The following is a 23,296-nucleotide window of genomic DNA, read 5'->3' as shown; positions in this document are numbered from 1 at the left end:
GGAGCCTCCGGCTCCGCTGGACCAGATGACAAACGGTTGAACAACGCGGGGCATCAGCCCCGCGCCACGGGAAACAAGAGATGGCAAGCGGACGCGAAATCAAAACCAAGATCAAGAGCGTGCAGAACACCCGCAAGGTGACGCGCGCCCTGGAAATGGTCTCGGCCTCCAAGATCCGCAAGGCGCAGGATCGGATGAAGACCTCGCGTCCGTACGCGCAGGCGATGAAGCAGGTGATCGGTCATCTGGCCCAGGCCAGCACCGACTACCAGCATCCGTTCCTGGTCGAGCGCGAGCAGGTCAAGCGGGTCGGTTTCATCGTGATCTCCTCCGATCGCGGCCTGGCCGGCGGCCTGAACAACAACCTGTTCCGCAAGATGCTGGGCGAAGCCAAAGCATGGCAGGACAAGGGTGCCGAAGTGGACCTGGTGACCATCGGCCAGAAGGCTTCGACCTTCTTCCGCCGCGTGAAGGTCAACATGGTCGGCAGCGTGACCCACATCGGCGACGTGCCGAAGCTGGAATCGCTGATCGGTGTGATCAAGGTCATGCTCGACGCTTTCACCGAAGGCAAGATCGACCGCGTGTACCTGGTGTACAACCGCTTCGTGAACACCATGGTGCAGAAGGCCAGCTTCGATCAGCTGCTGCCGCTGCCGCCGGCTGAGAAGCAGGTCGCTCACCACGACTGGGATTACCTGTACGAACCCGATGCCGCGACCGTGCTGGAGCACGTGATGACGCGTTACATCGAGTCGCTGGTGTACCAGGCACTGCTGGAAAACGTCGCCTCCGAGCATGCCGCACGCATGGTTGCGATGAAGGCGGCGAGCGACAACGCCAACAAGCTGATCGGCACCCTGCAGCTCGTCTACAACAAGGCGCGCCAGGCAGCGATCACCCAGGAAATCTCCGAAATCGTCGGCGGCGCGGCAGCAGTCTGACCGCGTTCGTTCAAAGCACACATTAGAGGATGCAGCAATGAGTCAGGGCAAGATCGTTCAGATCATCGGCGCGGTCGTCGACGTCGAATTCCCGCGTGAATCGGTGCCGAAGGTGTACGACGCACTGAAGGTGGAAAACACCGAGATCACCCTCGAAGTCCAGCAGCAGCTGGGTGACGGCGTGGTGCGTACCATCGCCCTCGGTTCCACCGACGGCCTGAAGCGCAACCTGGTTGCCGTCAACACCGGCCGTGGCATCTCGGTGCCGGTCGGCGCCGGCACCTTGGGCCGCATCATGGACGTGCTGGGCCGTCCGATCGACGAAGCCGGCCCGGTCGCTGCCAGCGACAACTGGGAAATCCACCGCGCTGCGCCGTCGTATGAAGACCAGTCCCCGGCCACCGAGCTGCTGGAAACCGGCATCAAGGTCATCGACCTGATGTGCCCGTTCGCCAAGGGCGGCAAGGTCGGCCTGTTCGGCGGCGCCGGCGTCGGCAAGACCGTCAACATGATGGAGCTGATCAACAACATCGCCAAGGCGCACAGCGGTCTGTCCGTGTTCGCCGGCGTGGGTGAGCGTACCCGTGAGGGCAACGACTTCTACCACGAAATGAAGGACTCCAACGTCCTGGACAAGGTGGCGATGGTGTACGGCCAGATGAACGAGCCGCCGGGCAACCGTCTGCGCGTCGCCCTGACCGGCCTGACCATGGCCGAGTACTTCCGCGACGAGAAGGACGAAAACGGCAAGGGCAAGGACGTCCTGCTGTTCGTCGACAACATCTACCGCTACACCCTGGCCGGTACCGAAGTGTCGGCACTGCTGGGCCGTATGCCGTCCGCCGTGGGTTACCAGCCGACCCTGGCCGAGGAAATGGGCGTCCTGCAGGAGCGCATCACCTCGACCAAGAACGGTTCGATCACCTCGATCCAGGCCGTCTACGTTCCCGCGGACGACCTGACCGACCCGTCGCCGGCGACCACCTTCGCCCACCTGGACTCGACCGTCACCCTGTCGCGTTCGATCGCCTCGCTGGGTATCTACCCGGCCGTCGATCCGCTGGACTCCACCAGCCGCCAGATGGATCCGCTGGTCATCGGCCACGAGCACTACGACACCGCCCAGCGTGTCCAGCAGACCCTGCAGAAGTACAAGGAACTGAAGGACATCATCGCGATCCTGGGCATGGACGAACTGTCCGAAGAGGACAAGCAGGCCGTGTCGCGCGCCCGTAAGATCGAGCGCTTCTTCAGCCAGCCGTTCCACGTGGCCGAAGTGTTCACCGGTTCGCCGGGCAAGTACGTGCCGCTGAAGGACACCATCCGTGGCTTCAAGGCCATCGTCGATGGCGAGTACGACCACCTGCCGGAGCAGGCGTTCTACATGGTCGGCGGCATCGAAGAAGCGGTCGAGAAGGCCAAGAAGATGGCCGAGAAGGCCTGATCCGGGACGGGCGGGAGCGATCCTGCCCGACCTGACGCCGGCGCCGGGCAACCGCCCGCGCCGGTGGACCCCCACGGTGGCATTGCGCCGCCGCGAACAGCGAAGAGATTTGCATGAGCACGATCCGTTGCGACATCGTCAGCGCCGAGCAGGAAATCTTCCGTGGCGAAGCGACCCTGGTCGTGGCCACCGGTGAGCTGGGCGAACTGGGCATCGCGCCCAAGCACGCGCCGCTGATCACCCGCCTGAAGCCGGGCAAGGTGGTGGTGACCACGCCGAATGGCGAGCAGCTGGATTTCGCCATTTCCGGCGGCATCCTGGAAGTGCAGCCGCAGGTGGTGACCGTGCTGGCCGACACCGCGATCCGCGCGCAGGACATCGACGAAGCCTCGGTCCGCAAGGCCAAGGAAGAAGCCGAACGCATCCTGGCCAACCGCGGCGAAGCGATGGAAGTGGCTGAAGCCCAGCAGAAGCTGGCCGAGGCCGTCGTCCAGCTGCAGGCACTGGAACGCCTGCGCAAGAATCTCAAGCACTGAGGTTCGCGCTGCACCCACGAGAACGCCGGCCCTGTGCCGGCGTTCTTGTTTGTGCTGGCGGGGCAGCGCCGACTGGGTAGAGTCGACTCTACCGATGCCGATGCCGATGCCGATGCCGATCCCGATCCGGCATCCCGGATCCCGCCCCGTCTCAGCGATACACCACGTAGCGCATCAACAGGAACGACACGCAGGCCAGCCCACCTTCCACCAGCGGCTTGGCCAGCCACGTGTACTGCAGGCCCAACGCCTGGTCGACCAGGCTGACCAGCAGCGTGCTCGCTGCCGTCAGCAGCAGCCACAGCCCGAAGAAGCGTGCGAATCGCTTCCATCCCAGCTTGCGGGCACCGGCCTCGGCAAAGGTGTAGCGGCCGTTGAGCCAGAAGCCCAGCAGCATGCCGGCCAAGCGGCCGGTGATATTGGCCGGCGCGACCGGCATGCCCAGCGCACTGGCGGCCACGAACACCAGCCAATCGACCAGCAGCTGCACGAGCCCGATGACGAGATAGGTGCTTCCCTGGCGGACGAGGCCCATCAGCGTGGTGAAGGAGGCGGGATGCCCATGTTAACGGCCCACGCTCTAGAATCATCTGCAACGAACCACGGACCGCCTTTTCCATGACCCAACCCCTGCACGTCATCATCCTCGCCGCTGGCGCGGGCAAGCGCATGAAGTCGGTGCTGCCGAAAGTGCTGCAGCCGATCGCCGGCCAGCCGATGCTGGCGCATGTGATCGATGTGGCCCGCGAGTTGCAGCCTACGGCGATCCACGTGGTCCATGGCCATGGTGGCGAGGCGGTGCGGCAGTATTTCGCCGACCAGCCCGACCTGCAGTGGGCCGAACAGGCGCAGCAGCTCGGCACCGGCCACGCCGTGGCGCAGGCGATGCCGCAGGTGCCCGATGCGGCGCAGGTGCTGGTGTTGTACGGCGACGTGCCGCTGATCCGCGCGGACACGTTGCGCCACCTGCTGGCCCAGCCAGGCCGCTTGTCCGTGCTGGTGGCCGAGCTCGATGACCCAACCGGTTACGGCCGCGTGCTGCGCGATGCGGAGGGCAAGGTCGGCTCCATCGTCGAGCAGAAGGACGCCACTGACGACCAGCTGCGCGTGCGCACGATCAATACCGGCATCATCGCCGCCGAGTCGACCGCGCTGCGCCGCTGGCTGTCGCAGCTGTCCAACAGCAACGCCCAGGGCGAGTATTACCTCACTGACGTGTTCGCGTTCGCCGCGAACGAGTACACCCCGGCCGAGATGGCGCTGGTCGCCGATGTGCAGGAGGCCGAGGGGGCAAATGATCCCTGGCAGCTGTCGCAGCTGGAGCGCGCCTGGCAGCGCCGTGCGGTGCGTGCACTGTGCGCACAGGGCGCGCGCGTGCGCGACCCGGCACGCCTGGATATCCGTGGCACCGTCACCGTGGGCAGCGATGTGCTGATCGATGTCGACGTTGTCCTTGAAGGCAACATCGTGCTCGGTGACGGCGTCACCGTAGGCCCGTTCAACAGGCTGAAGGACGTCAACCTGGGGCCAGGCACCGAAGTGCGTGCGCACTGTGATCTGGACGGCGTGGTCACCGAAGGCGCTGCGCAGATTGGCCCGTTCGCACGGCTGCGCCCGGGCACCGTGCTGGCCGATGGCGTGCACGTCGGCAACTTCGTCGAGACCAAGAAGGTCACCCTCGGTGTGGGCAGCAAGGCCAACCACCTCACCTATCTGGGCGACGCGGTGATCGGCAGCAAGGTCAACATCGGTGCAGGAACCATCACCTGCAACTATGACGGCGTAAACAAGTCGACCACCACCATCGGCGACAACGCATTCATTGGCTCCAACAGTTCGCTGGTCGCGCCGGTACTGATCGGCGAAGGCGCGACCATCGCCGCCGGCTCGGTCATTACCCGCAACGCGCCTGATGGCAAGTTGACACTGGCACGTGCACGGCAGGAAACCATCGATGGCTGGAAGCGCCCGCTCAAGAAGGCCTGAGGCACGCATTCCGCACGCCGACGAGCTCGGCCTGCTGCCGGGCATTGAACAGCGCGCTGGCGAACTGCTCAGGGACCACGAAGCCTATCGGGTGTTCACCGGCCACGGCCTGGACCTGGCGACACTGCAGTACGGCCTTGAGCGCGGGCAGTTGTGGGTGGTGGATGCGGCCGGCGGCGGCATTGCCGGCTACGTGCTGGCGGGAGAATTGGCAGGCGAGTTCCATGTGCTGCAGATGGATGTGGATCCTGCACACGGGCGGCAAGGCCATGGCCGCGCGTTGTTGCGCCATGCGTTGGCACAGGCCAGGGCCGACGGCTACGCGTCAGCGGTGCTGACAACGTTGATCGACGTACCGTGGAATGCGCCTTTCTATGCCAGCGAAGGATTCGTTGAAGTGCCGGAGGCGGAGTGGGATGCCGGGCTGCAGTCGGTTATGGCCGAAGAGGCTGCGCTCGGGTTTCCGATGCACCTGCGGGTGGCGATGCGGCGGGTCTGGTAGGTGCCGACCCTGGTCGGCACATCCACGCATGGCGTGGATCTACTGGCAGACCGAGCCAAGTCGGCAACTCACCCCACCGGCAGCAGGATCGAGACGCACAACCCGCCATCGCCACGATTCTGCAGTGACACACGCCCGCCGTGCGCCTCCACGATCTCGCGGGTCAACGCCAGCCCCAGCCCGGTGCCGTTGCGCTTGGTGGAATAGAACGGCATCAGCGCGTTCTGCAGCACCTGCTCGTTCATGCCCTTGCCACGGTCCAGCACATCCAGGCGCAGCCATTGTGGCAACCGCGTCAGCTGCACCTGCACGTCATCATTGGGCGGATCGGCTTCGGCGCCGGCCTCATGCGCGTTCTTCAACAGGTTCAACAACGCCTGCCCGAACTGCGCGATGTCGATGCGGCTGCTCAGTTCCTCGTCCGGCTCGCGCTCCATGGTGAACGGAATCTGCTGGCGCAGGCTGGACAGGAAGGGGGCCCAGTGCACGGTCTGCAACTGCGGCTGCGGCAGCTTGGCAAAACGCGCATAGCCGCGAATGAAACCTTCCAGATGGCGCGCCCGGTCTTCGATGGTGGTGAAGATCTCCGGCAGCCGATCGAAGCGCTCGCGCTGCACCAGCACTCCGCCGGAGTGTGCCAGCGAAGCGATCGGTGCCAGCGAGTTGTTCAGCTCATGGCTGATCACCCGGATCACCTTCTTCCACGTCTGCACTTCCTGGCGGCGCAGCTCGGCGGTGAGCAGGCGTACCAGCAACAGGTCGTGCGGACGGCCATTGAGGTGGAAAGAACGACGTGAGAGGTGATAGACCTGTTCGTCATCCTCGTCGCTGTCTTCGCCTTCCGCATGCACCGCGAACAGGCTGTCGCCGCCGCGGGCGATGGCATCGCGCAGTTCCACCGGCACCTGTTCCAGCACGTCCTCCAGGCGCTGTCCTTCCAGCTTCCAGCCGCCATGCAGCAACTTGCGCGCGGCCAAGTTGGAGAACACCACGCGGGCGATGCCATCGCCGCCGGAGGCGATCAGCAGCATCGCCACCGGCGTGTTCTGCACCATTGTGTCCAGCAGCAGCTCGCGTTGCACCAGGCCCTGCCGCTGTGCACGCAGTACATCACCCAGTTCGCGGTGTGCCTGCACCAGGTCGCCGAGCTCGTCATTGCCGGGCCAGTGCACGCCGAAGTTGTATTCGCCGTCGCGATAGCTGCTGGTGGTGCCCGCCAGGGCCCGCATCAGTGACCGCACGGGGGCGGTGGCACGGCGCAGCGTCCACCACATCAGCGACAGCAGGATCAGTGCCGACACGGTGGTCACAACCCAGCCGTGGTCCATCCAGTACGCCAGCAGCCACGGCAACGCGGCGGCCAGCGCCAGCACCGGCAGCAGGCGCAGGAACAGACGGAAGGTGAACGAACGCCGCTTCATTCGCGTGGGATGCCGTGCCGGTCCATGCGCCGGTACAGCGCCTGGCGGCTCAGGCCAAGTTCGGCGGCGGCCTGGGCGATGACGCCGTGGTTGCGCGCCAGCACATCCTCGATGCGAGCACGGTCAGGATCATTGCCGGCACTGGGCGCCGGTCGCGAAGCAGGTGCGGCACGCGGCAGGTTCAGGTCGGCCACTTCGATGCGGTTGCCGGTCGCCAGCAGCTCGGCGCGCTGGATAACGTTGCGCAGTTCGCGCACGTTGCCGGGCCAGGGGTGCCGTTGCAGGGCCGCGGTGGCGGCGCTGGACAGCGGCTTGCCGGCGGTCAGGAAGCGCTCGGCCAGCGGCACGATGTCGCCCGGGCGTTCGGCCAATGGTGGCAGTACCAGTTCCACCGTATTGAGGCGGTAGTACAGGTCTTCGCGGAAGGTGCCGTCGCGGATCATCGCCGGCAGGTCGGCATTGGTCGCACTGACCACGCGGACTTTGACCTGGCGCTCGCGATTGGAGCCAAGACGCTCGAAGCGGCCGGTTTCCAGCACACGCAGCAGCTTCATCTGCCCGCCCAGCGACAGGTTGCCGATCTCATCCAGGAACAGGGTGCCACCATCGGCGGCCTCGAACTTGCCTTCGCGTGCCTTGTTGGCGCCGGTGTACGCACCGGCCTCGGCACCGAACAGTTCGGCTTCGATCAGTTCCGACGGCAATGCGCCGCAGTTGACCGTGATGAACGGGCCCTTGGCCACCAGCGAGTTGGCCTGGATGATCTGCGCGATCTTCTCCTTGCCAGCGCCGTTGGGACCGGTGATCAGCACCGGCAGTTCGGAGCGCGCGACCTGGCAGGCGAGCGCGATGACGCGCTCGCTGGCCGGATCTGCAAAGACCGCGCCACAGAGCTTGTACTTCTCTTCCAGCGCGTTGCGCTGCCGCAGCTCACGCGCGCGCCGCCGGTCCAGCTCGCGGCGTGCCTCGGACAGCTCGAGCAGGTTGTTGACCGTGGTCAGCAGCTTGCGGTCGTCCCAGGGCTTGGCCAGGTAGTCGGCGGCACCGGCCTTGACCAGGTCCACCGCGCTGCTCAGGTGGGTCCAGGCGGTGAGCAGGATCACCGGCAGGTCCGGGTGGCGCGCGCGGATCTGTGCGAACAGCGCTTCGCCCTCCTCGCCGGAGGTGGTGTCCTCGCTGAAATTCATGTCCTGGATCACCAGATCAACCGGCTGCGACTCGAGCAGGGCCAGCCCTTCGGCCGGGCTCTGCGCCTGCAGGGTGTCGATGTCATGCAGGGAGAACAGCACGTCCAGCGCGGTGCCCACGCTGGCGTTGTCGTCGATGATCAGGATCGCAGGCATCAAACGGTTCTGCAGAAAGGGATGGGCGGCGCCGTTGGAGCCGTTCGTGTCCACGCACCGGGAGAGCCCGGCGCCACCCATCAAGCATAGCCAAACCCGTGGCTGTGCAGGAGCGGCCCCTGCTCAGCGCCGGGGAGGCGCCGGGGGCGCTGGCGGCGCAGGTGGCGGCGGCACTTCCAGTGCCTGGCGCCAGGCTGCGGCGTCGACCGCCACCGTCAGTTCGCGTCTGTCGCGGCGCAGCAACAGATAGGCGGTGGCGGCGTGGGAATGGCGCAGTGCCTCGGCCAGATGTTCGACCCGGCGCACCGCCGTGTCGTCCACGCGGAGGATGCGATCACCGCTGCGCACGCCGAAGCGTGCTTCCGGGCTGGCAGCCCCCACGCGCACTTGGCCCTCGGTCGAGCGCAGTGACAGCCGCGCGGCATCCTGGCGCCATTCCAGCGTCTGCGAGCTGCCACCGCCGGCCAGCGCCGGCAGTGGCAGCAGTGCCATCAACAGCATCCGGCAGGCACGCATCTCACGCGCCCCGCGTGGCAACTGCGGGCGGGACCGCTGCCGCGCGCCGGGCCGGCCCGAACACCGCGACCTGGCCCAGCACCCACAGCAGCAGCGCGCCCAGCGGCAGGTAGTACAGGGGCATGCGTGGCAGCTCGTACAGGTTCATCAGTGCCAGATTGATCGCGTAGGCCGCCAGCATGCCCAGCACGATGCCCAGCGAGGCCAGCAGGAAGTTCTCGGTCTGGAAGTAGCGCAGGATCTGCCCGCGGGTGGCACCGAGTGCGCGGCGAATGCCGATCTGCTTGCTGCGCTGCTGCACCCAGAAGCTGGCCAGGCCGATGATGCCCAGTGCGGTGACCACCAGCAGCGAGACGCTGACGGTGATCAGCAGGCCAACCATCGCGCGGTCGTTCTTGAAGAAGTCCTTGCGCTGGTCTTCATAGGTCAGCTTGTCGCGCATCAGCCGGTTGGGGTCGTTGCGCTCCAGTACAGCAGCCCCCGCATCAAGCACCTCCTGGCGGCGTTCCGGCGAAGTGCGCAGCACATAGGTGCCACCCTCGTCGAAGGTGCGCCGCATGGGCAGCAGCATCGAGTTGGTCCAGTTGTCATTCCAGCCGTTGGGCGTGCTGAGCGTGTCGACGATGCCGACCACGTGCAGCGGCTGCTTGCCCATGTAGTAGGTCTTGCCCAGCGCGCTGCCGTTGGGTTCCATCTTGGCGGCGGTGGCCTGGGTGAGGATGACCGGGATGGCGTTTTCCTTGGCGCCCCCCTTGCTGGCGTCTTCGAAGTTCTGGTACTCGCCGGGCAGGAAATCGCGGCCGGCGATCAGGTTGATGCCCATCGTGGCCAGCCCGTTCTCGGACAGGGTGTACATCGAAGCGTTGGTGGTCGGCCGTTCCTGGTCGATCTCCCGCGAGATGCTGCTGCTGGACGAGCCGTTGCGGAAAGGCACCTGGTTGATGATGGTGACGTTGCTGACGCCGGGAAGCGCACGCAATGACGCCAGGTCCTCACGGGTGCGGGCCATGGCATCGGTCTGCTTGCCGATGCCGCTGACGCGGAGCATCACCAGTTCGTTCTCGGCGATGCCGCTGGGCATGCTGATCTTCTCCACGCGCTGGCTGACCAGGAACAGCGCGTTGCAGACGATGGCGCAGGTCAGTGCGACTTCCAGCACGATCAGGGCAGCGGCAGTCTTGTGCCGGCGCAGCGTGCTGAGGATGGGGCGGATGTCCATGGGAGTCCTCGTTCGGTTGCTTACTGCGACTTGAGCTGGATGGCCGGAGTGACCTGCATGGCGCGCCAGGCAGGCAGGAAACCGGCGGCAAGGCTGGCGAACAGGGTCAGGCCCAGCGCGAGCAGCAGCATGTTGCCGTCAAGGTGGGCCAGCTTTGCGTACTCCACCGGTTGCTGGCGCACCGCGAACAGGCCGAGCAGGGCCAGGCCGATGCCCAGCACGCCCCCGACCACGCCGACCGCGCCGGCTTCCACCAGGCACTGCAGGAAGATCTGGCCACGGCTGGCACCGAGTGCGCGGCGCACGCCGATCTCTCCGCTGCGGCGCAGGAACTTGGCCAGCAGCAGGCCCACCGTGTTGACCAGGCAGACACCCAGGAAACCCAGTGCCAGCCACAGCTGCAGGCGCACGTCGCTGGGCACCGCGCCGTTGAAGTCCAGCCATTCCATCACGGTGCGCAGGCGCACGTTCGGCGGGTGCTTGAAGCGGCCGGCCTGGCGCTGCTGGCTCGAATAGTTCTCCAGGTAGCGGCGGTAGTCGGTGGCCTTGGCCGGGTCCATCTCCACCCAGTACTGCAGCCACGCGCAGGGTGCGTTGAGCGAGTAGCTGTTGCCATCGGGATTCTCGCCGAAGCAGTTCATGTTGCCGTTGCTGCCCAGCTTCAGGTCGAACGAGGTGGAGATCGGCAGCAGCAGGTCCTCGTTCTTGCCGTAGCTGCCGGTGGTCAGGTCGTAGAAGTGCGGCTCCGGGCTCCATTCCTTCATCACGCCGACGATGCGGTAACTCTGGCCTTCCATGCGCAGGTCGCGGCCCACGCTGTTGGCGCCCTGGTACAGCTTGTCGTTGAGCGCCTTGGAGATGACCACCACGCGTGCGCGGCCTTCATCGTCCTCGCGCGTCCAGGGGCGGCCGTACTGCATCGGCACCTCGAACATCGGGAAGAAATCGGCCGAGGTCCAGCGAGTGTCGATGCTGAAGGGCTTGAGGGTGCTGTTGTCCGGTTCGATGGTGCCGCCGCCGCCGCTCATCAGCGCCTGGCGCTCGCCCTTGGCCTCGCGCAGCAGCGCTTCACCGTCGAAGCGGGTCAACTGGGTTTCCGGTTCCTCGCCCGCGACATAGGCGCCGGTCGCGGCATCGAGCTGCACGTAGAACAGCCGGTCGCTCTTGCCGGGAATCGGGTCACCGGACAGCACATGGAACACGGTCAGGGTGGTCATCGAGGCACCGATGCCGAGGGCGATGGCCACCACCATCAGCGCGGTCAGGACCTTGTTGCGGCGGAAACTGCGCACCGCCAGTCGGGCGTAGTAGGCGAACATGGCCGGCCCCTCACTCGTTGACGGCGACGATGTGGCGCGGCGGGGTGGCCAGCACCGGCTCGCGCACCAGGTCGGTGACCTGGCCATCGACGATGTGCACGTTGCGCTGCGCACGCGCGGCCAGTTCCGGATCATGGGTGACCATCACGATGGTGGTGCCGGCGGCGTTGATCTCCTCCAGCAGTTCCATCACACCGCGCGCCATCTGCGTATCCAGGTTGCCGGTCGGTTCGTCGGCCAGCAGCAGGCGAGGGCTGCCGGCCAGGGCGCGTGCGATGGCCGCGCGCTGCTGCTGGCCGCCGGACAGCTCATTCGGGTAGTGCTTCATGCGCGAACCCAGGCCGACCTGGGTCAGCGCCTTCTCGATGCGCTCGCGGCGCTCGTTGGCGCTCATCTTCCGATAGCGCAACGGTACGTCGACGTTGTCGAACAGATTCAGATCGGGAATCAGGTTGAAGCCCTGGAAGATGAAGCCGATCTTCTGGTTGCGCAGGCGGCTGCGTGCGTCGTCGCCCAGCGTGCTCACATCCTGCCCGTCCAGCAGGTAGGTACCGCTGGTGAAGGTTTCCAGCAGGCCGGCGATGTTGAGGAACGTGGTCTTGCCGGAACCGGACGGGCCGGTGACGGCGACGAACTCGCCTTCCTTGACCTGCAGTTCCAGCGAGCGCAGAGCGTGGGTCTCCACCTGTTCGGTACGGAAGACCTTGGCGACCGAACGCATTTCGAGCATGTACATGGGGTGTCCTCTCTCCAGGATTCAGGTATCAGGTGTCAGTTGACGGAGACGCGTTCGGCGTCCTTGAACAGGTCGCTGCCGGAGACCACGATGCGGTCGCCTGGCTGCACACCGGACTTGATTTCCACTTCGCCCAGGCTGCTGACGCCCAGTTCCACCGGACGGCGCACGGCGGTGCGGCCATCCATCACGTAGGCCATGCCGTTGCCCTGTTCGACGAACGGGCCGCGCTCGACCTTCAGCACGTCCTTGCGGGTATCGAGCAGCACGCGCACCGACATCCGCTGGCTCTGGCGCAGGCCTTCCGGCTGCGCGCTGGCAAAGCGCACGCGGGCGTTGACCTCGCCGTTGACCACTTCCGGTGATACCGCGCTGATCTCGCCCGGGAACGGCTGGCCGTTGCCACCGGTCAGCTGGGCCGGCATGCCGATCGCCAGGTCGCGGGCGAAGCTCTCCGGCACCTTGATCTCAACCTCGAACTTGGACAGGTCGACTACGCCCAGCACCGGCGCGTTGGCGGCCAGGTTGGTGGACTGCACGGCCTGCACCTGGCCAACCTGGCCATCGAAGGGCGCGCGCAGCGTCAGCGCATCGACCTGGCGCTGCACTTCGGCCACCACCGCTTTCTGGCGGTCGGCCAGCAGGCGCTTGTTGCGGGCATCCAGGTCGGCGCCCTGGCTCTGCAGGCGCGCATCGGTGGTGGCGTTGGCGAGGGCGATGTCGGCTTTCTTCAGCGAATCCTTGGCCTTGGCCAGGTCGATCTGCGGTACCGCGCCGCCGTCGTAGCCGCGCTGGTAGCGCTGCAGGTCACGGTCGGCGGCCTGACGCTCGATGGTGGCCTGGTCGGTTTCCTTGCGGGACTTGGCGCGGGCCAGGGTCGCGTCCAGCGCGGCGCGGCTGGCCTCGGCTTCCAGCCCGGCCAGCGTTGCCTGTTCCTGGGCCAGCTTGCTGCGCAGTTCCGGGCTGTCGATGATCGCCAGCTCCTGGCCCTTCTTGACCACGTCACCGGCGACCACCTTCAGGTCCACGGTACCGGCCGAGATGGCATACAGGATCGGGCTGTTGGCGGCGATCACGCGGCCGTCGGCGGCGATGTCGCGCACCAGGTCGCCGCGCTTCACTTCGGCGATGCGCACGCGGCTGTTGTCGAAGGAGCGGCTGGCATTGGACCAGGCATGTACCGCCCAGCCGATGCCGGCCAGCAGCGCGATGGCACCCAGCGCCGGCCAGCGATAGCGGTGCCAGGCCACGCGGGAGGTGCCGGCCGGGGCGGTGGAAACGATCTGGTCCTGTGCGGAGGTGTCGCGGATCATCGGATGCGTGCCTGACGGTGGTAACCAGTACCAAGCAGGTTGCGTGCCAACCTTATTTCCTTTTGGTTCAACAGGTTGGATGAGGAGGCGAAGTGTCCGGGTGTCCGCGGACACCTTTCCGGACACTTTCATTAAGCGGACAGGAGGGCGACGCCGGACGCGCGGGCTAGAATGCGCCGATCGTCTTCAAGGAAACGCGTGACATGTGTGGAATCGTGGGTGCGATCGCTGATCGCGACGTGGTGCCGGTACTGATCGAGGGGCTGAAGCGTCTTGAATACCGTGGTTACGATTCCTCGGGTATTGCGGTAGTCGACCAGGGTGAGCGCCGCGATGTACGCCGCGTGCGTCGTACCGGTCGTGTGTCGGAAATGGCCACCGCGGCCGAGGCAGAGGGCTTCAATGCGGTGCTGGGCATCGGCCACACCCGCTGGGCCACCCACGGTGGTGTCACCGAGGCCAACGCGCATCCGCATATCAGCCATGGCGTGGCGCTGGTGCACAACGGCATCATCGAGAACCATGAGGAGCAGCGCGAGAAGCTGCGTGCGCTGGGCTACACCTTCGAGTCGCAGACCGATACCGAAGTCATCGCCCACCTCATCCACCACCACCTGAAGGACGGCGATGACCTGCTGGTGGCGCTGCAGCACACGGTGAAAGAGCTGACCGGTGCCTATGCGCTGGCCGTGGTCAGCCGCGCCGAGCCGGAGCGCTTCGTCTGCGCGCGCATGGGCTGCCCGCTGCTGATCGGCCTGGGCGAGGGCGAGAATTTCGTCGCCTCCGACGTCTCGGCGGTGATCTCGGCCACCCGCAAGGTGATCTTCCTGGAAGAGGGCGACACCGCCGAGATCCGTCGCGATGGCGTGCGCATCTTCGACGAGCATGACCAGCCGGTCGAGCGCGACGTGCATCTGTCCGATGTGTCGCTGGCCTCGCTGGAGCTGGGTCCGTACCGCCATTTCATGCAGAAGGAAATCCACGAACAGCCGCGTGCGCTGGGCGACACCATCGAAGCGGCGATCGACGCCGGTGGCTTCCCGGCCGAGCTGTTCGGCAAGAACGCCGAGGCGGTGCTGTCGGGCATCGAGGGCGTGCAGATCATTGCCTGCGGCACCAGCTACTACGCAGGCCTGACCGCGCGCTACTGGATCGAAGCCATCGCCGGCCTGCCGTGCAGCGTGGAGATTGCCAGCGAGTACCGCTACCGCGCCGCTTATGCGAACCCGAAGCATCTGGTCGTGACCATTTCCCAGTCCGGCGAAACGCTGGATACGATGGAGGCACTGAAGTACGCCAAGGCGCTTGGCCACAAGCACACGCTGTCGATCTGCAACGTGCCGGAAAGCGCGATTCCGCGCGCCAGCGAGCTGGTCTGCTACACCCGTGCCGGCGCCGAGATCGGCGTGGCTTCGACCAAGGCCTTCACCACCCAGCTGGCCGCGCTGTTCCAGTTGACCGTGGTGCTGGGCAAGCTGCATGGCCGCATCGACGCGGCGCAGGAAGCGGATTACCTGGAGCAGCTGCGCTTCCTGCCGGGCAGCGTGCAGCACGCGCTGAACCTGGAACCGCAGATCGCGGCGTGGGCCGAACGCTTTGCGCGCAAGTCCAATGCGCTGTTCCTGGGCCGTGGCCTGCATTACCCGATCGCGCTGGAGGGCGCGCTCAAGCTCAAGGAGATTTCCTACATCCACGCCGAGGCCTACCCGGCAGGTGAGCTGAAGCATGGTCCGCTGGCGCTGGTGGACGAGGACATGCCGGTGGTGGTGATCGCCCCCAACGACAGCCTGCTGGAAAAGGTGAAGTCGAACATGCAGGAAGTGCGCGCGCGTGGCGGCGAGCTGTTCGTGTTCGCCGACCAGGACAGCAACTTCAACGCGTCCGAAGGCGTGCACGTGATTCGCACCCCGCGCCACGCCGGCGTGCTCAGCCCGATCGTGCACACCATCCCGGTGCAGCTGCTGGCCTACCACACTGCGCTGGCACGCGGCACCGACGTGGACAAGCCGCGCAACCTGGCCAAGAGCGTGACGGTGGAGTAATACCCATCGCTCCGGTTGGATGCTGCAAGCGAAGGGGCCCCGCGTGGGCCCTTTCGTTTGGCCGGACAGTGCGAAGTGGGATTGCCGCCGGGTGTTCTGTCCGCTGTCGGCAGCGGGCAATCAATCTTTAATGCGCAACTGCGCTTGTATTCAGCGGCGGTTTCAGCCGCGGTGCCATTCTCTGGATCGTCAGCTGGTTCCCACGACGAACTGTCCTATCGATGCCGGTAGTGACCGATGGTCGCAGTCGTAGAATCGATTTGACCGAGGTCCGGGTTGAGCGGTTGAACCCACACCTCGTTCGCGTTGCAGCACGTCGTCTGCCGATGCCTCCCATGCGGCAGACGGGTGCGCCAGACGTGCGCTGAAAGGTCTGTTCCCGGGGAGGGGGCGTATCGGAAGAGCACACTTTTTTGACTTCAGTGACCTGCACCAGGAAACAAGAATGAACGTCCGCGAACTCCTGCAATCCAAGAAAGAAGCTGTCATCACCATCGATGCCGAAGACACCATCGGTGCCGCCGCCCACAAGATGAGCGCGAACAGGATCGCTGCGCTGGTGGTGATGAAGGACGATGCCCCGGTCGGCATCATCTCCGAGAAGGACATCGTGCGCACCCTGGCCGACGATGGCCCGCAGGCCGGCCGCCGGGTGATTTCCAGCCTGCCGTCCACGGGCCTGGAGGGCATTGCGCCGGACGCCACGCTGAAGCAGGCCATGTCGCTGATGACGTACTCGCGTCGCCGTCACCTGATGGTGACCGACGGCAACCAGCTGGTCGGCATCCTCAGCCTGGGCGATATCGTGAAGAACCTGCTGGGCGAGCTGGAACTGGAAAAGGCCGTGCTGCAGGACATCTACATGGCCGCCCACTGAGGGCTGCAGCGCTGGAAACAGAGAAGCCGGGCATTGCCCGGCTTCTTCGTTCACGGCGTCGGTGAAGTCAGAACGTCACCTTCACCGAGTCGGCACTGTAGTTCGCCGGGCCGTGGTAGACCACTTCGATGTTGTTGCCATCGGGGTCGAGCACGAAGGCGCCGTAGTAGCCCGGGTGGTAGGGGCGCTCGCCCGGTGCGCCGTTGTCTGTGCCACCGGCGGCGATAGCAGCGGTGTGGAAGGCATCGACCGTGGCGCTGTCGCGGGCCTGGAAGGCTAGATGATGGCGGCCGGTCAGCTGGCCGGCGGCGGCACGGCTGCTGGCGCTGGAAATGAACAGCTCGTCGGCCCAGAAGAAGTCCGGCCCTTCGCCGCCGAGTGGGATGCCGATCGTATCGAACACTGCCTGGTAGAAGCGGCGGCTGGCGGCCAGGTCGCGCACCACCAGCTGGATGTGGTCGATCAGGCGGCCACGGTGCAGTTCCATCGTTTCCATACGAACCTCTTCAAAAAGGGGACGGAGTCGGTAGCGCCGGGCCGTGCCCGGCGAGCGCGCAGCGCGGCCTGCTCAAGGCCGCCGGGCATGGCCCGGCGCTACCGGAATTGTGCCCCTTTCCGGGTCAGACGTTGGCGATGATCTCGACCCAGTAGCCGTCCGGGTCCTTGATGAAGGCCAGGTTCTTCATGCGGCCGTCGGTCAGCCGCTTCTGGAAGGTTACCCCGAGGTCCTCGAAGCGCTGGCAGGCCGCCTCGATGTCCGGCACCGACACGCAGATGTGGCCGAAGCCGCGCGGGTCGCTGTTGCCGTCGTGGTAGACCGCGCCGTCCTGGGTTTCGGTGCCGTGGTTGTGGGTCAGTTCCAGCACGCCCGGCAGGCCGGCCATCCACAGGCGGCGCTGGCTGTCGTCTTCCGGTACCACCACGCCGGCCGGGAGGTAGGCCAGGAAGTACAGGCTGAACTGGGCCTCCGGGAAGTCGCGCTTGTCGATCAGCTGGTAGCCGAGCACGCGGGTGTAGAAGTCCAGCGAGGCGGTGATGTCCTTCACCCGCAGCATGGTGTGGTTGAACACGAAGCCGGTGGTTTCGGCCGGGGCCTGGGCGGCGACGCCGGGGACATCGCGCAGGGCGGGAATGGTCATGGGGGGAGGTCCTTCAGACAGGGCCGTTGCCGGCCGGATGGGGGCATTCTACCGGCCAGCACCTGACGGTACCGCGACGTACAATGGCCGGATCGCACCGTTCCGTCCTGACAACGATTGCCCGCCATGTCGCAGCGTGAATGGGTGGCCGCCGCCATCCGCAAGATTGAAGCCGATTTCAACCGCTCCGCCGATACCCACCTGATCCCGCTGGCGCTGCCCGGGTTCGAGGGCATCGATGTGTACCTGAAGGATGAGTCGAGCCATCCCACCGGCAGCCTCAAGCACCGGCTGGCGCGCTCGCTGTTCCTGTATGCGCTGGCCAATGGCTGGCTGCGCGAAGGGCGACCGGTGATCGAAGCGTCCAGCGGCTCGACGGCGGTGTCCGAAGCCTATTTCGCGCGCCTGCTCGGCCTGCCGTTCATTGCGGTGATCCCGGCCACCACCTCGCCTGAAAAGATCGCCGCGATCGAGTTCCAAGGCGGCCGCTGCCACCTGGTCGAACGCGCCTGCGACCTCAACTGTGATTCGGAAAAGCTGGCCCGTGAAACCGGTGGCCACTTCATGGACCAGTTCACATACGCTGAGCGCGCGACCGACTGGCGTGCCAACAACAACATCGCCGAGTCCATCTTCAAGCAGATGGCCGAAGAGCCCAGCCCGGTTCCGGAATGGATCGTGTGCAGCCCCGGCACCGGCGGCACCGCCGCCACCCTGGGCCGCTATGTCAGCTACCGCCGCCACGACACCCGCATCCTGTGCGCGGACCCGGAAGTGTCGGTGTTCTTCGACGGCTACCGGGCCGCCGTGGCCGGTGAACAGGACTGGCGCGACCTGACCTGCAGTGGTGGTTCGCGCGTGGAAGGCATCGGCCGGCCAAGGGTGGAGCCGAGCTTCATCCCGACCAGCGTCGATGCGATGGTCAAGGTACCCGACGCGCTGAGCCTGGCTGCGATGCGCCATGTCAGCCGCCAGCTCGGCCGACGCGTCGGTGGCTCCACCGGCACCAACTTCATCGGCGTGCTGCAGGCGGCGCAGTGGATGCGCGAGGCGGGCCACCAGGGCAGCATCGTCAGCATCCTGTGCGACAGCGGCGAGCGCTATGCGCAGAGCTACTACGATCCGGCGTGGTACGCGCGCCAGGGCATTGATGTCGACGGCGCCGACGCACAGCTGGCCGCTGCGGTGGCCGGGCAGGGACTGCCCGAATTGCCGTGGTGCAGCCTGGAAGCGTTGTAGGACGGCCGACGTTGTCGCCGGGCCATGTCGGCGTCCGCGACGGTGTCTCAGTAACCCGCTGCGGTGAAGGCGTCGAGCACCGCGTCGCGCAGTGCATCGGGCAAGGCCTCGATGTCCATCGCGCGGTCATCCAGGTGCAGGGTGGGATCCAGGATGCTGGCGCGGCCCTGGGCCAATGCCTGCAACCACAGCAGCACGCAGATCACGAACTCGCGCTCATGGCCCAGCTGCAGCTGGCTGGCGCCGCGCTCGACCACTTCGAACGGGTACCACTCCTGGCTTTCATTGAACGTGCCGCCCTGCTGCAGCACCGCCTGCAACTGCTGCAGGTGGCGCGGGGCGTCGTCGCCGGCATCGCACAGCGCGGCGATCCAGGCCAGTTCGGCCGCGCTGGCAGACAGTGCCAGCGACCGCGCCGGTGAGGCGGATGCAACTGCAGCCAGACCTTCCATGTGGGGCCTCGTTCGGTACGTGCCGCTGCGGACTCCCCCGCATCCAGAGCTTCGGGGGGCGCGCGTAAGGCCGATGTGAATGCCGTGCCCCCTTGTCAGCCGCGCCCGGCAGCGCCATATCTGGAGGGCTGCCCGGGTGCCGGGCCCGTATCCTGGAGATCTGCCGTGACCGTTGCCAACCCCCTGCTCGATTTTTCCGGCCTGCCGCGCTTCGAGGCGATCCGCCCCGAGCACGTCGCGCCGGCGCTGGATGTGCTGCTGGCCGAGGCCGAAGCCGCCGTCAGCGCGGCCGAGCAGGTGCAGCCGGTGCGTTGGGAGACCTTCGTCACCCCGTTGGACGACGCGACCGAGCGACTGTGGCGCGCCTGGGGCCTGGTCGGCCACCTGCAGGGCGTGGTCAACACCCCGGAACTGCGCGAGGCCTACAACAGCAACCTGCCGCGGATGACCCGCTTCGCCAGTGCGCTGGGGCAGAACCTGGCGCTGTATCGGCAGTACCAGGCGCTGGCCGCCAGCCCGGAGGCGGCGCATTTCGATGAAGCCCAGCGCAAGGTGCTGGACAACACCCTGCGCGACTTCCGCCTGGGCGGCGCCGAGCTGGCGCCCGAGGCCCAGCAGCGTTTTGCTGCGATCAAGGAAGAACTGTCGGCGCTGTCGGCGAAGTTCTCGCAGAACGTGCTCGACGCTACCGATGCCTGGTCGCTGATCATCGAAGACGAAGCGCGGCTGAAGGGCCTGCCGGAAGACGTGAAGGCCACCGCGCATGCCGCAGCACAGAAGGACGGCAAGGCCGGCTGGAAACTGACCCTGCAGATGCCGTGCTACCTGCCAGTGCAGACCTGGGGCGAGGACCGCGACCTGCGCGAGATCCTGTACCGCGCCAGCGCCCAGCGTGCGTCCGAATTCGGCGATGACGCATTGGACAACAGCGGCAACATCGACCGCATCCTGGCCCTGCGCGCCGAACTGGCTGCGTTGCTCGGCTTCGATTCGTACGGCCATTACTCGGTGGCGACCAAGATGGCGCAGGACCCGGCCGAAGTGCTCGGTTTCCTGCGTGACTTGGCCTCGCGCGCCAAGCCGTTCGCCGCCAGGGACCGCGCCGAGCTGGAGCAGTTCGCGCGCGAGCAGCTGGGCATCGATGCCCTGCAGGCCTGGGACCTGGCGTTCGCCGCCGACCGCCTGAAGCAGGCGCGTTACAGCTATTCCGAGCAGGAAGTGAAGCAGTATTTCACCGAACCGAAGGTACTGGGCGGCCTGTTCTCGGTGATCGAGCAGCTGTACGGCCTGCGCGTGCAGGAGGACAGCGCGCCGGTCTGGCACGAAGACGTGCGCTTCTTCCGCCTGGTCGATGCGCAGGGCGCGCTGGTCGGCCAGTTCTACCTGGACCTGTACGCACGCGAGGGCAAGCGCGGCGGGGCGTGGATGGATGATTGCCGCAACCGTCGCGTGCGCGCCGACGGCAGCGTGCAGACGCCGCTGGTCTACCTGGTGTGCAACTTCGGCCGGGGTGCCAACGGCAAGCCGGCCACCTTCAGCCACAACGAAGTGACCACGCTGTTCCATGAGATGGGCCACGGACTGCACCAGCTGCTGACCCGCATCGGCGAACTGGGCGTGGCCGGCATCAACGGCGTGGAATGGGATGCGGTTGAGCTGCCCAGCCAGTTCATGGAGAACTTCTGCTGGGAATGGGACCACCTGCAGGCGATGACCGCGCACGTGGACAGTGGCGAGCCGCTGCCGCGCACGCTGTACGAGCGCATGCTGGCCGCGCGCAACTTCCACAGCGGCATGGCCACCGTCCGCCAGCTGGAGTTCGGCCTGTTCGACATGCTGCTGCACAGCCAGTTCGAGCCAGCGCAGGACAGCGTGCTGGCGCTGCTCGACCGCGTGCGCGCGGAAGTGGCGGTGAACCACCCGCCGGCCTGGAACCGCTTCCCGCACCAGTTCAGCCACATCTTTGCGGGCGGTTACGCCGCGGGCTACTACAGCTACAAGTGGGCCGAGGTGCTCAGCGCCGACGCCTATGCCGCGTTCGAGGAAGCGCCGCAGGCACTGGCGGAAACCGGTGCACGCTTCCGTGATGAGATCCTGTCGCGCGGTGGCAGCCGCCCGGCGGCGGAGAACTTCAAGGCTTTCCGCGGCCGTGCACCGCAGATCGACGCGCTGCTGCGTCACTCGGGCATGGCGTAAGGCGTCGGGTAGGTGCCAACCTTGGTTGGCACTTCACCGCCCTCCACGCATGGCGTGGATCTACCGGAACGCCGGCCAACGGCCGGCACTACCGGTGGTGGGTCATTCGGCGTAGATCATCTTCCGGGTCATGCCGCCGTCGACGATGAAATCCTGGCCGGTGCTGAAGCCGGACAGCGACGACAGCAGGTATACCGCGAGCGCGCCGATGTCCTCGGGGTGGCCGACCCGGCCGACCGGATGCTGTGCGTGGTCGATGGCCGAGTACTCCGGCTCGTGTCGCCGTGAGGGTGCCTGCCACTCGCTGGTGCCGATCCAGCCCGGGCTGATGCTGTTCACCCGCACCGCCGGGCCGGCGCTGATCGCCAGCGCATGGGTGAAGGCCACCAGGCCACCCTTGGCCGCCGCATAGGCCTCGCTGTGCGCTTCGGATTGCCAGGCGCGGGTCGAGGCGATGTTGATGATGGCGCCGGCGGCGCTGGCTGTCAGCGCCGGCAACGCGTGCTTGCTGCACAGGAAAGCGCCGTGCAGCGACGACAGGCGGCGCTGCCATTCATCCCAGTCCATGTCCTGCAGCCGCGAGCCGTGCGCACCGGCGATGCCCGCGTTGTTGACCAGCCCGTCGATGCGACCAAAACGCTGCAGGGCCGTGGCAATGAAGTCGCGCACACTGGCTTCGTCGGTAATGTCCAGGTGCTGGAATGCGGCGTCCTCACCGCGTTGCCACTCGCGCAGGCAGGCCTGGCCGGCTTCCACGTCCAGGTCGCCGATCAACACGCGGCCACCTGCACCTAGCACGCACTGGGCGATGCCACGGCCGATGCCGTTGGCGCCGCCGGTGACCAGCACCACCTTGCCCGACAGCGGCGCGGCCGGCCAAGCGGCAATCGGCGGCACCGTGCTCACGACAGGTCTTCGCCACGCAGGCGGCGATGCCAGCCGTCCACGCCGATACGGTCCAAGGTCTGGATGTTGCGCTCGACGATCACGTCCGGATCAGGGAACGCGTCCACCGCGCGCGCCACGCTGTCTTCGCGCAGCAGGTGCAGGGTGGGGAAGGGCGCACGGTTGGTGTAGTTGCTGGCATCGCCCGGCGCCACGCCTTCGAACTGGTAGTCCGGATGGAAGCTGGCCACCTGCAGGATGCCCTGCAGGTCCAGCGCCTCGATCGCCGCATCGGCGTTGTCGAGGAAGTCGTTGTAGTCGAGGAAATCGGTCAGCACCTGCGGATGCACGATCAGCGTGGTATCGATCTGCTCGGCCGGCGTATCGCGCAGCAGGACCAGTTCCTCGGCCAGCTGCTCAACCAGGGCTTCCGTCGTGGTCGCATCGCTGAGCACGATGCGGACCTGGTCCTTCACATACACCGCCTTGGCGAACGGGCACAGGTTCAGGCCGATGACGATGCGTTCCAGCCACAGGCGGGTGGCGGCGATCGGGTCCTCGGTGGGCAGTTGGGCGTCGGTCATGGCGGGCACGTCGGCTGGCGGGGCGGACATTGTAGGCGCGTCGCTTGCAACGCGCCGTCGCACCGCAGGTGCCGGCGCCGGGCCATGCCCGGCGGCCAGATCAATCGCGGAAATTGTTGAACTGCAGCGGCAGCTCGAACTTGCCGGCCTTGAGCACGGAGATGGCGTCCTGCAGGTCATCGCGCTTCTTGCCCTGCACGCGCAGCTTGTCGCCATTGATCTGGCTTTCAACCTTCAGCTTGGCCTCCTTCAGCGCAGCGGCGATCTTCTTGGCGACCTTCTGCTCGATGCCCTGCTTGACGGTGATCTTCTGCCGGGCCTGGGCCAGGTTGGTCTCGATGTCGCCGAATTCGAGGCTGAGCACATCGATGCCGCGCGCGGCCAGGCGTGCACGCAGGATGTCGTTCATCTGCTTGAGCTGGAACTCGGTCGGCGCGAACTGGTTGATCACATCGCCATCGCGCTCGAACTTGGCATCCACGCCCTTGAAATCGAAGCGGGTGGCCAGTTCGCGGTTGGCCTGGTCGATGGCGTTGGTCAGTTCGTGGGTGTCGACTTCGGACACGACGTCGAAGGAAGGCATGGCGATGCTCCGCAGGATTC

At 66.3% G+C, this 23,296-nt stretch carries 23 protein-coding genes; 9 read left to right on the top strand and 14 right to left on the bottom strand.

The window, feature by feature from the left end:
* Positions 1-80: 80 nt before the first annotated feature.
* The 3 genes from atpG (at position 81) to G370_RS0111495 (ending at position 2,924) form a co-directional block, all read left to right on the top strand.
* Complete coding sequence (atpG, locus tag G370_RS0111505; protein ID WP_005411129.1) at positions 81-944, top strand: F0F1 ATP synthase subunit gamma; 864 nt, start codon at positions 81-83, stop codon at positions 942-944.
* Positions 945-981: 37 nt separating this feature from the next.
* Positions 982-2,388 (top strand): F0F1 ATP synthase subunit beta, encoded by a 1,407-nt coding sequence (gene atpD, locus G370_RS0111500; protein WP_005419510.1) that lies wholly within the window; start codon positions 982-984, stop codon positions 2,386-2,388.
* Positions 2,389-2,501: 113 nt separating this feature from the next.
* The gene (locus G370_RS0111495) at positions 2,502-2,924 is read left to right on the top strand and encodes a F0F1 ATP synthase subunit epsilon (protein WP_005419509.1); all 423 of its coding nucleotides are present in this window, start codon (positions 2,502-2,504) and stop codon (positions 2,922-2,924) included.
* Between the two features lie 151 nt (positions 2,925-3,075).
* Here the strand turns inward: G370_RS0111495 and G370_RS0111490 are convergent, their stop codons facing one another.
* A complete protein-coding gene (locus tag G370_RS0111490) occupies positions 3,076-3,459 on the bottom strand; it encodes a GtrA family protein (RefSeq protein WP_019660729.1) in 384 nt (127 codons plus the stop codon).
* A gap of 83 nt (positions 3,460-3,542) precedes the next feature.
* Here G370_RS0111490 and glmU point away from each other — a divergent pair, with 83 nt between their 5' ends.
* Together glmU and G370_RS0111480 are read left to right on the top strand one after the other, a co-directional pair.
* Positions 3,543-4,910 carry a bifunctional UDP-N-acetylglucosamine diphosphorylase/glucosamine-1-phosphate N-acetyltransferase GlmU gene (gene glmU, locus G370_RS0111485; protein WP_019660728.1) on the top strand — a complete coding sequence of 456 codons (1,368 nt, stop codon included), beginning with the start codon at positions 3,543-3,545 and terminating at the stop codon, positions 4,908-4,910.
* Positions 4,879-5,412, top strand: a complete 534-nt coding sequence (locus G370_RS0111480) for a GNAT family N-acetyltransferase (RefSeq protein ID WP_019660727.1) — start codon at positions 4,879-4,881, stop codon at positions 5,410-5,412. Before glmU ends, G370_RS0111480 begins: the two co-directional genes overlap by 32 nt.
* A gap of 68 nt (positions 5,413-5,480) precedes the next feature.
* Here the strand turns inward: G370_RS0111480 and G370_RS0111475 are convergent, their stop codons facing one another.
* The 7 genes from G370_RS0111475 to G370_RS0111445 all read right to left on the bottom strand — a co-directional run bounded on the left by G370_RS0111475 (position 5,481) and on the right by G370_RS0111445 (position 13,279).
* Positions 5,481-6,833, bottom strand: a complete 1,353-nt coding sequence (locus G370_RS0111475; RefSeq protein WP_019660726.1) for a sensor histidine kinase — start codon at positions 6,831-6,833, stop codon at positions 5,481-5,483.
* Positions 6,830-8,176 (bottom strand): sigma-54-dependent transcriptional regulator, encoded by a 1,347-nt coding sequence (locus G370_RS0111470; RefSeq protein WP_026347097.1) that lies wholly within the window; start codon positions 8,174-8,176, stop codon positions 6,830-6,832. The genes G370_RS0111475 and G370_RS0111470 overlap by 4 nt, the downstream gene beginning before the upstream one ends.
* A gap of 123 nt (positions 8,177-8,299) precedes the next feature.
* On the bottom strand, positions 8,300-8,677 hold the full coding sequence (locus G370_RS0111465) for a PDZ domain-containing protein (protein WP_019660724.1): 378 nt from the start codon (positions 8,675-8,677) through the stop codon (positions 8,300-8,302).
* A gap of 16 nt (positions 8,678-8,693) precedes the next feature.
* On the bottom strand, positions 8,694-9,911 hold the full coding sequence (locus G370_RS0111460; protein ID WP_019660723.1) for an ABC transporter permease: 1,218 nt from the start codon (positions 9,909-9,911) through the stop codon (positions 8,694-8,696).
* Positions 9,912-9,931: 20 nt separating this feature from the next.
* The gene (locus tag G370_RS0111455) at positions 9,932-11,230 is read right to left on the bottom strand and encodes an ABC transporter permease (protein WP_019660722.1); all 1,299 of its coding nucleotides are present in this window, start codon (positions 11,228-11,230) and stop codon (positions 9,932-9,934) included.
* Positions 11,231-11,240: 10 nt separating this feature from the next.
* Complete coding sequence (locus tag G370_RS0111450; RefSeq protein ID WP_014648484.1) at positions 11,241-11,966, bottom strand: ABC transporter ATP-binding protein; 726 nt, start codon at positions 11,964-11,966, stop codon at positions 11,241-11,243.
* 35 nt (positions 11,967-12,001) lie between these two features.
* On the bottom strand, positions 12,002-13,279 hold the full coding sequence (locus G370_RS0111445; RefSeq protein ID WP_019660721.1) for an efflux RND transporter periplasmic adaptor subunit: 1,278 nt from the start codon (positions 13,277-13,279) through the stop codon (positions 12,002-12,004).
* 203 nt (positions 13,280-13,482) lie between these two features.
* Here G370_RS0111445 and glmS point away from each other — a divergent pair, with 203 nt between their 5' ends.
* Positions 13,483-15,321 carry a glutamine--fructose-6-phosphate transaminase (isomerizing) gene (glmS, locus tag G370_RS0111440; protein WP_019660720.1) on the top strand — a complete coding sequence of 613 codons (1,839 nt, stop codon included), beginning with the start codon at positions 13,483-13,485 and terminating at the stop codon, positions 15,319-15,321.
* A gap of 445 nt (positions 15,322-15,766) precedes the next feature.
* On the top strand, positions 15,767-16,198 hold the full coding sequence (locus G370_RS0111435; protein ID WP_014648481.1) for a CBS domain-containing protein: 432 nt from the start codon (positions 15,767-15,769) through the stop codon (positions 16,196-16,198).
* A gap of 67 nt (positions 16,199-16,265) precedes the next feature.
* Here the strand turns inward: G370_RS0111435 and G370_RS0111430 are convergent, their stop codons facing one another.
* Positions 16,266-16,694, bottom strand: a complete 429-nt coding sequence (locus G370_RS0111430) for a VOC family protein (protein WP_019660719.1) — start codon at positions 16,692-16,694, stop codon at positions 16,266-16,268.
* Between the two features lie 124 nt (positions 16,695-16,818).
* Positions 16,819-17,337, bottom strand: coding sequence for a lactoylglutathione lyase (gene gloA / locus G370_RS0111425; RefSeq protein ID WP_019660718.1), 519 nt, complete (start codon positions 17,335-17,337; stop codon positions 16,819-16,821).
* A gap of 126 nt (positions 17,338-17,463) precedes the next feature.
* Here gloA and G370_RS0111420 point away from each other — a divergent pair, with 126 nt between their 5' ends.
* The gene (locus G370_RS0111420) at positions 17,464-18,576 is read left to right on the top strand and encodes a PLP-dependent cysteine synthase family protein (protein ID WP_019660717.1); all 1,113 of its coding nucleotides are present in this window, start codon (positions 17,464-17,466) and stop codon (positions 18,574-18,576) included.
* 47 nt (positions 18,577-18,623) lie between these two features.
* On the opposite strand, the gene G370_RS0111415 is transcribed toward G370_RS0111420, so the two are convergent.
* Positions 18,624-19,028, bottom strand: a complete 405-nt coding sequence (locus G370_RS0111415; protein WP_005419475.1) for a hypothetical protein — start codon at positions 19,026-19,028, stop codon at positions 18,624-18,626.
* Between the two features lie 165 nt (positions 19,029-19,193).
* Between G370_RS0111415 and G370_RS0111410 the strand changes: the two genes are divergently transcribed.
* Positions 19,194-21,224, top strand: coding sequence for a M3 family metallopeptidase (locus G370_RS0111410; protein ID WP_019660716.1), 2,031 nt, complete (start codon positions 19,194-19,196; stop codon positions 21,222-21,224).
* 102 nt (positions 21,225-21,326) lie between these two features.
* Here the strand turns inward: G370_RS0111410 and G370_RS0111405 are convergent, their stop codons facing one another.
* From G370_RS0111405 to G370_RS0111395, 3 genes are all read right to left on the bottom strand, one after another.
* The gene (locus G370_RS0111405) at positions 21,327-22,130 is read right to left on the bottom strand and encodes an SDR family oxidoreductase (RefSeq protein ID WP_019660715.1); all 804 of its coding nucleotides are present in this window, start codon (positions 22,128-22,130) and stop codon (positions 21,327-21,329) included.
* A complete protein-coding gene (locus G370_RS0111400) occupies positions 22,127-22,693 on the bottom strand; it encodes a DUF1415 domain-containing protein (protein ID WP_026347096.1) in 567 nt (188 codons plus the stop codon). The genes G370_RS0111405 and G370_RS0111400 overlap by 4 nt, the downstream gene beginning before the upstream one ends.
* A 100-nt stretch (positions 22,694-22,793) precedes the next feature.
* Positions 22,794-23,276, bottom strand: a complete 483-nt coding sequence (locus G370_RS0111395; RefSeq protein WP_019660713.1) for a YajQ family cyclic di-GMP-binding protein — start codon at positions 23,274-23,276, stop codon at positions 22,794-22,796.
* Between the last annotated feature and the right edge of the window lie 20 nt (positions 23,277-23,296).

Source organism: Stenotrophomonas hibiscicola ATCC 19867 (genome assembly GCF_000382065.1).
In the GTDB taxonomy this organism is placed as follows: domain Bacteria; phylum Pseudomonadota; class Gammaproteobacteria; order Xanthomonadales; family Xanthomonadaceae; genus Stenotrophomonas; species Stenotrophomonas hibiscicola.
This window is presented reverse-complemented; position numbering and strand designations above follow the sequence as displayed.

Excerpts from the sequence above, each read along its gene's own strand:
- G370_RS0111475 (WP_019660726.1), bottom strand. The coding sequence starts at position 6,833 with ATGAAGCGGCGTTCGTTCACCTTCCGTCTGTTCCTGCGCCTGCTGCCG.
- glmU (WP_019660728.1), top strand. The coding sequence starts at position 3,543 with ATGACCCAACCCCTGCACGTCATCATCCTCGCCGCTGGCGCGGGCAAG.
- G370_RS0111430 (WP_019660719.1), bottom strand. The coding sequence starts at position 16,694 with ATGGAAACGATGGAACTGCACCGTGGCCGCCTGATCGACCACATCCAG.
- G370_RS0111460 (WP_019660723.1), bottom strand. The coding sequence starts at position 9,911 with ATGGACATCCGCCCCATCCTCAGCACGCTGCGCCGGCACAAGACTGCC.
- G370_RS0111490 (WP_019660729.1), bottom strand. The coding sequence starts at position 3,459 with ATGGGCCTCGTCCGCCAGGGAAGCACCTATCTCGTCATCGGGCTCGTG.
- G370_RS0111455 (WP_019660722.1), bottom strand. The coding sequence starts at position 11,230 with ATGTTCGCCTACTACGCCCGACTGGCGGTGCGCAGTTTCCGCCGCAAC.
- atpD (WP_005419510.1), top strand. The coding sequence starts at position 982 with ATGAGTCAGGGCAAGATCGTTCAGATCATCGGCGCGGTCGTCGACGTC.
- G370_RS0111445 (WP_019660721.1), bottom strand. The coding sequence starts at position 13,279 with ATGATCCGCGACACCTCCGCACAGGACCAGATCGTTTCCACCGCCCCG.
- glmS (WP_019660720.1), top strand. The coding sequence starts at position 13,483 with ATGTGTGGAATCGTGGGTGCGATCGCTGATCGCGACGTGGTGCCGGTA.
- atpG (WP_005411129.1), top strand. The coding sequence starts at position 81 with ATGGCAAGCGGACGCGAAATCAAAACCAAGATCAAGAGCGTGCAGAAC.
- G370_RS0111465 (WP_019660724.1), bottom strand. The coding sequence starts at position 8,677 with ATGCTGTTGATGGCACTGCTGCCACTGCCGGCGCTGGCCGGCGGTGGC.
- G370_RS0111400 (WP_026347096.1), bottom strand. The coding sequence starts at position 22,693 with ATGACCGACGCCCAACTGCCCACCGAGGACCCGATCGCCGCCACCCGC.
- G370_RS0111470 (WP_026347097.1), bottom strand. The coding sequence starts at position 8,176 with ATGCCTGCGATCCTGATCATCGACGACAACGCCAGCGTGGGCACCGCG.
- gloA (WP_019660718.1), bottom strand. The coding sequence starts at position 17,337 with ATGACCATTCCCGCCCTGCGCGATGTCCCCGGCGTCGCCGCCCAGGCC.
- G370_RS0111415 (WP_005419475.1), bottom strand. The coding sequence starts at position 19,028 with ATGGAAGGTCTGGCTGCAGTTGCATCCGCCTCACCGGCGCGGTCGCTG.
- G370_RS0111495 (WP_005419509.1), top strand. The coding sequence starts at position 2,502 with ATGAGCACGATCCGTTGCGACATCGTCAGCGCCGAGCAGGAAATCTTC.
- G370_RS0111480 (WP_019660727.1), top strand. The coding sequence starts at position 4,879 with ATGGCTGGAAGCGCCCGCTCAAGAAGGCCTGAGGCACGCATTCCGCAC.
- G370_RS0111395 (WP_019660713.1), bottom strand. The coding sequence starts at position 23,276 with ATGCCTTCCTTCGACGTCGTGTCCGAAGTCGACACCCACGAACTGACC.
- G370_RS0111450 (WP_014648484.1), bottom strand. The coding sequence starts at position 11,966 with ATGTACATGCTCGAAATGCGTTCGGTCGCCAAGGTCTTCCGTACCGAA.
- G370_RS0111435 (WP_014648481.1), top strand. The coding sequence starts at position 15,767 with ATGAACGTCCGCGAACTCCTGCAATCCAAGAAAGAAGCTGTCATCACC.
- G370_RS0111420 (WP_019660717.1), top strand. The coding sequence starts at position 17,464 with ATGTCGCAGCGTGAATGGGTGGCCGCCGCCATCCGCAAGATTGAAGCC.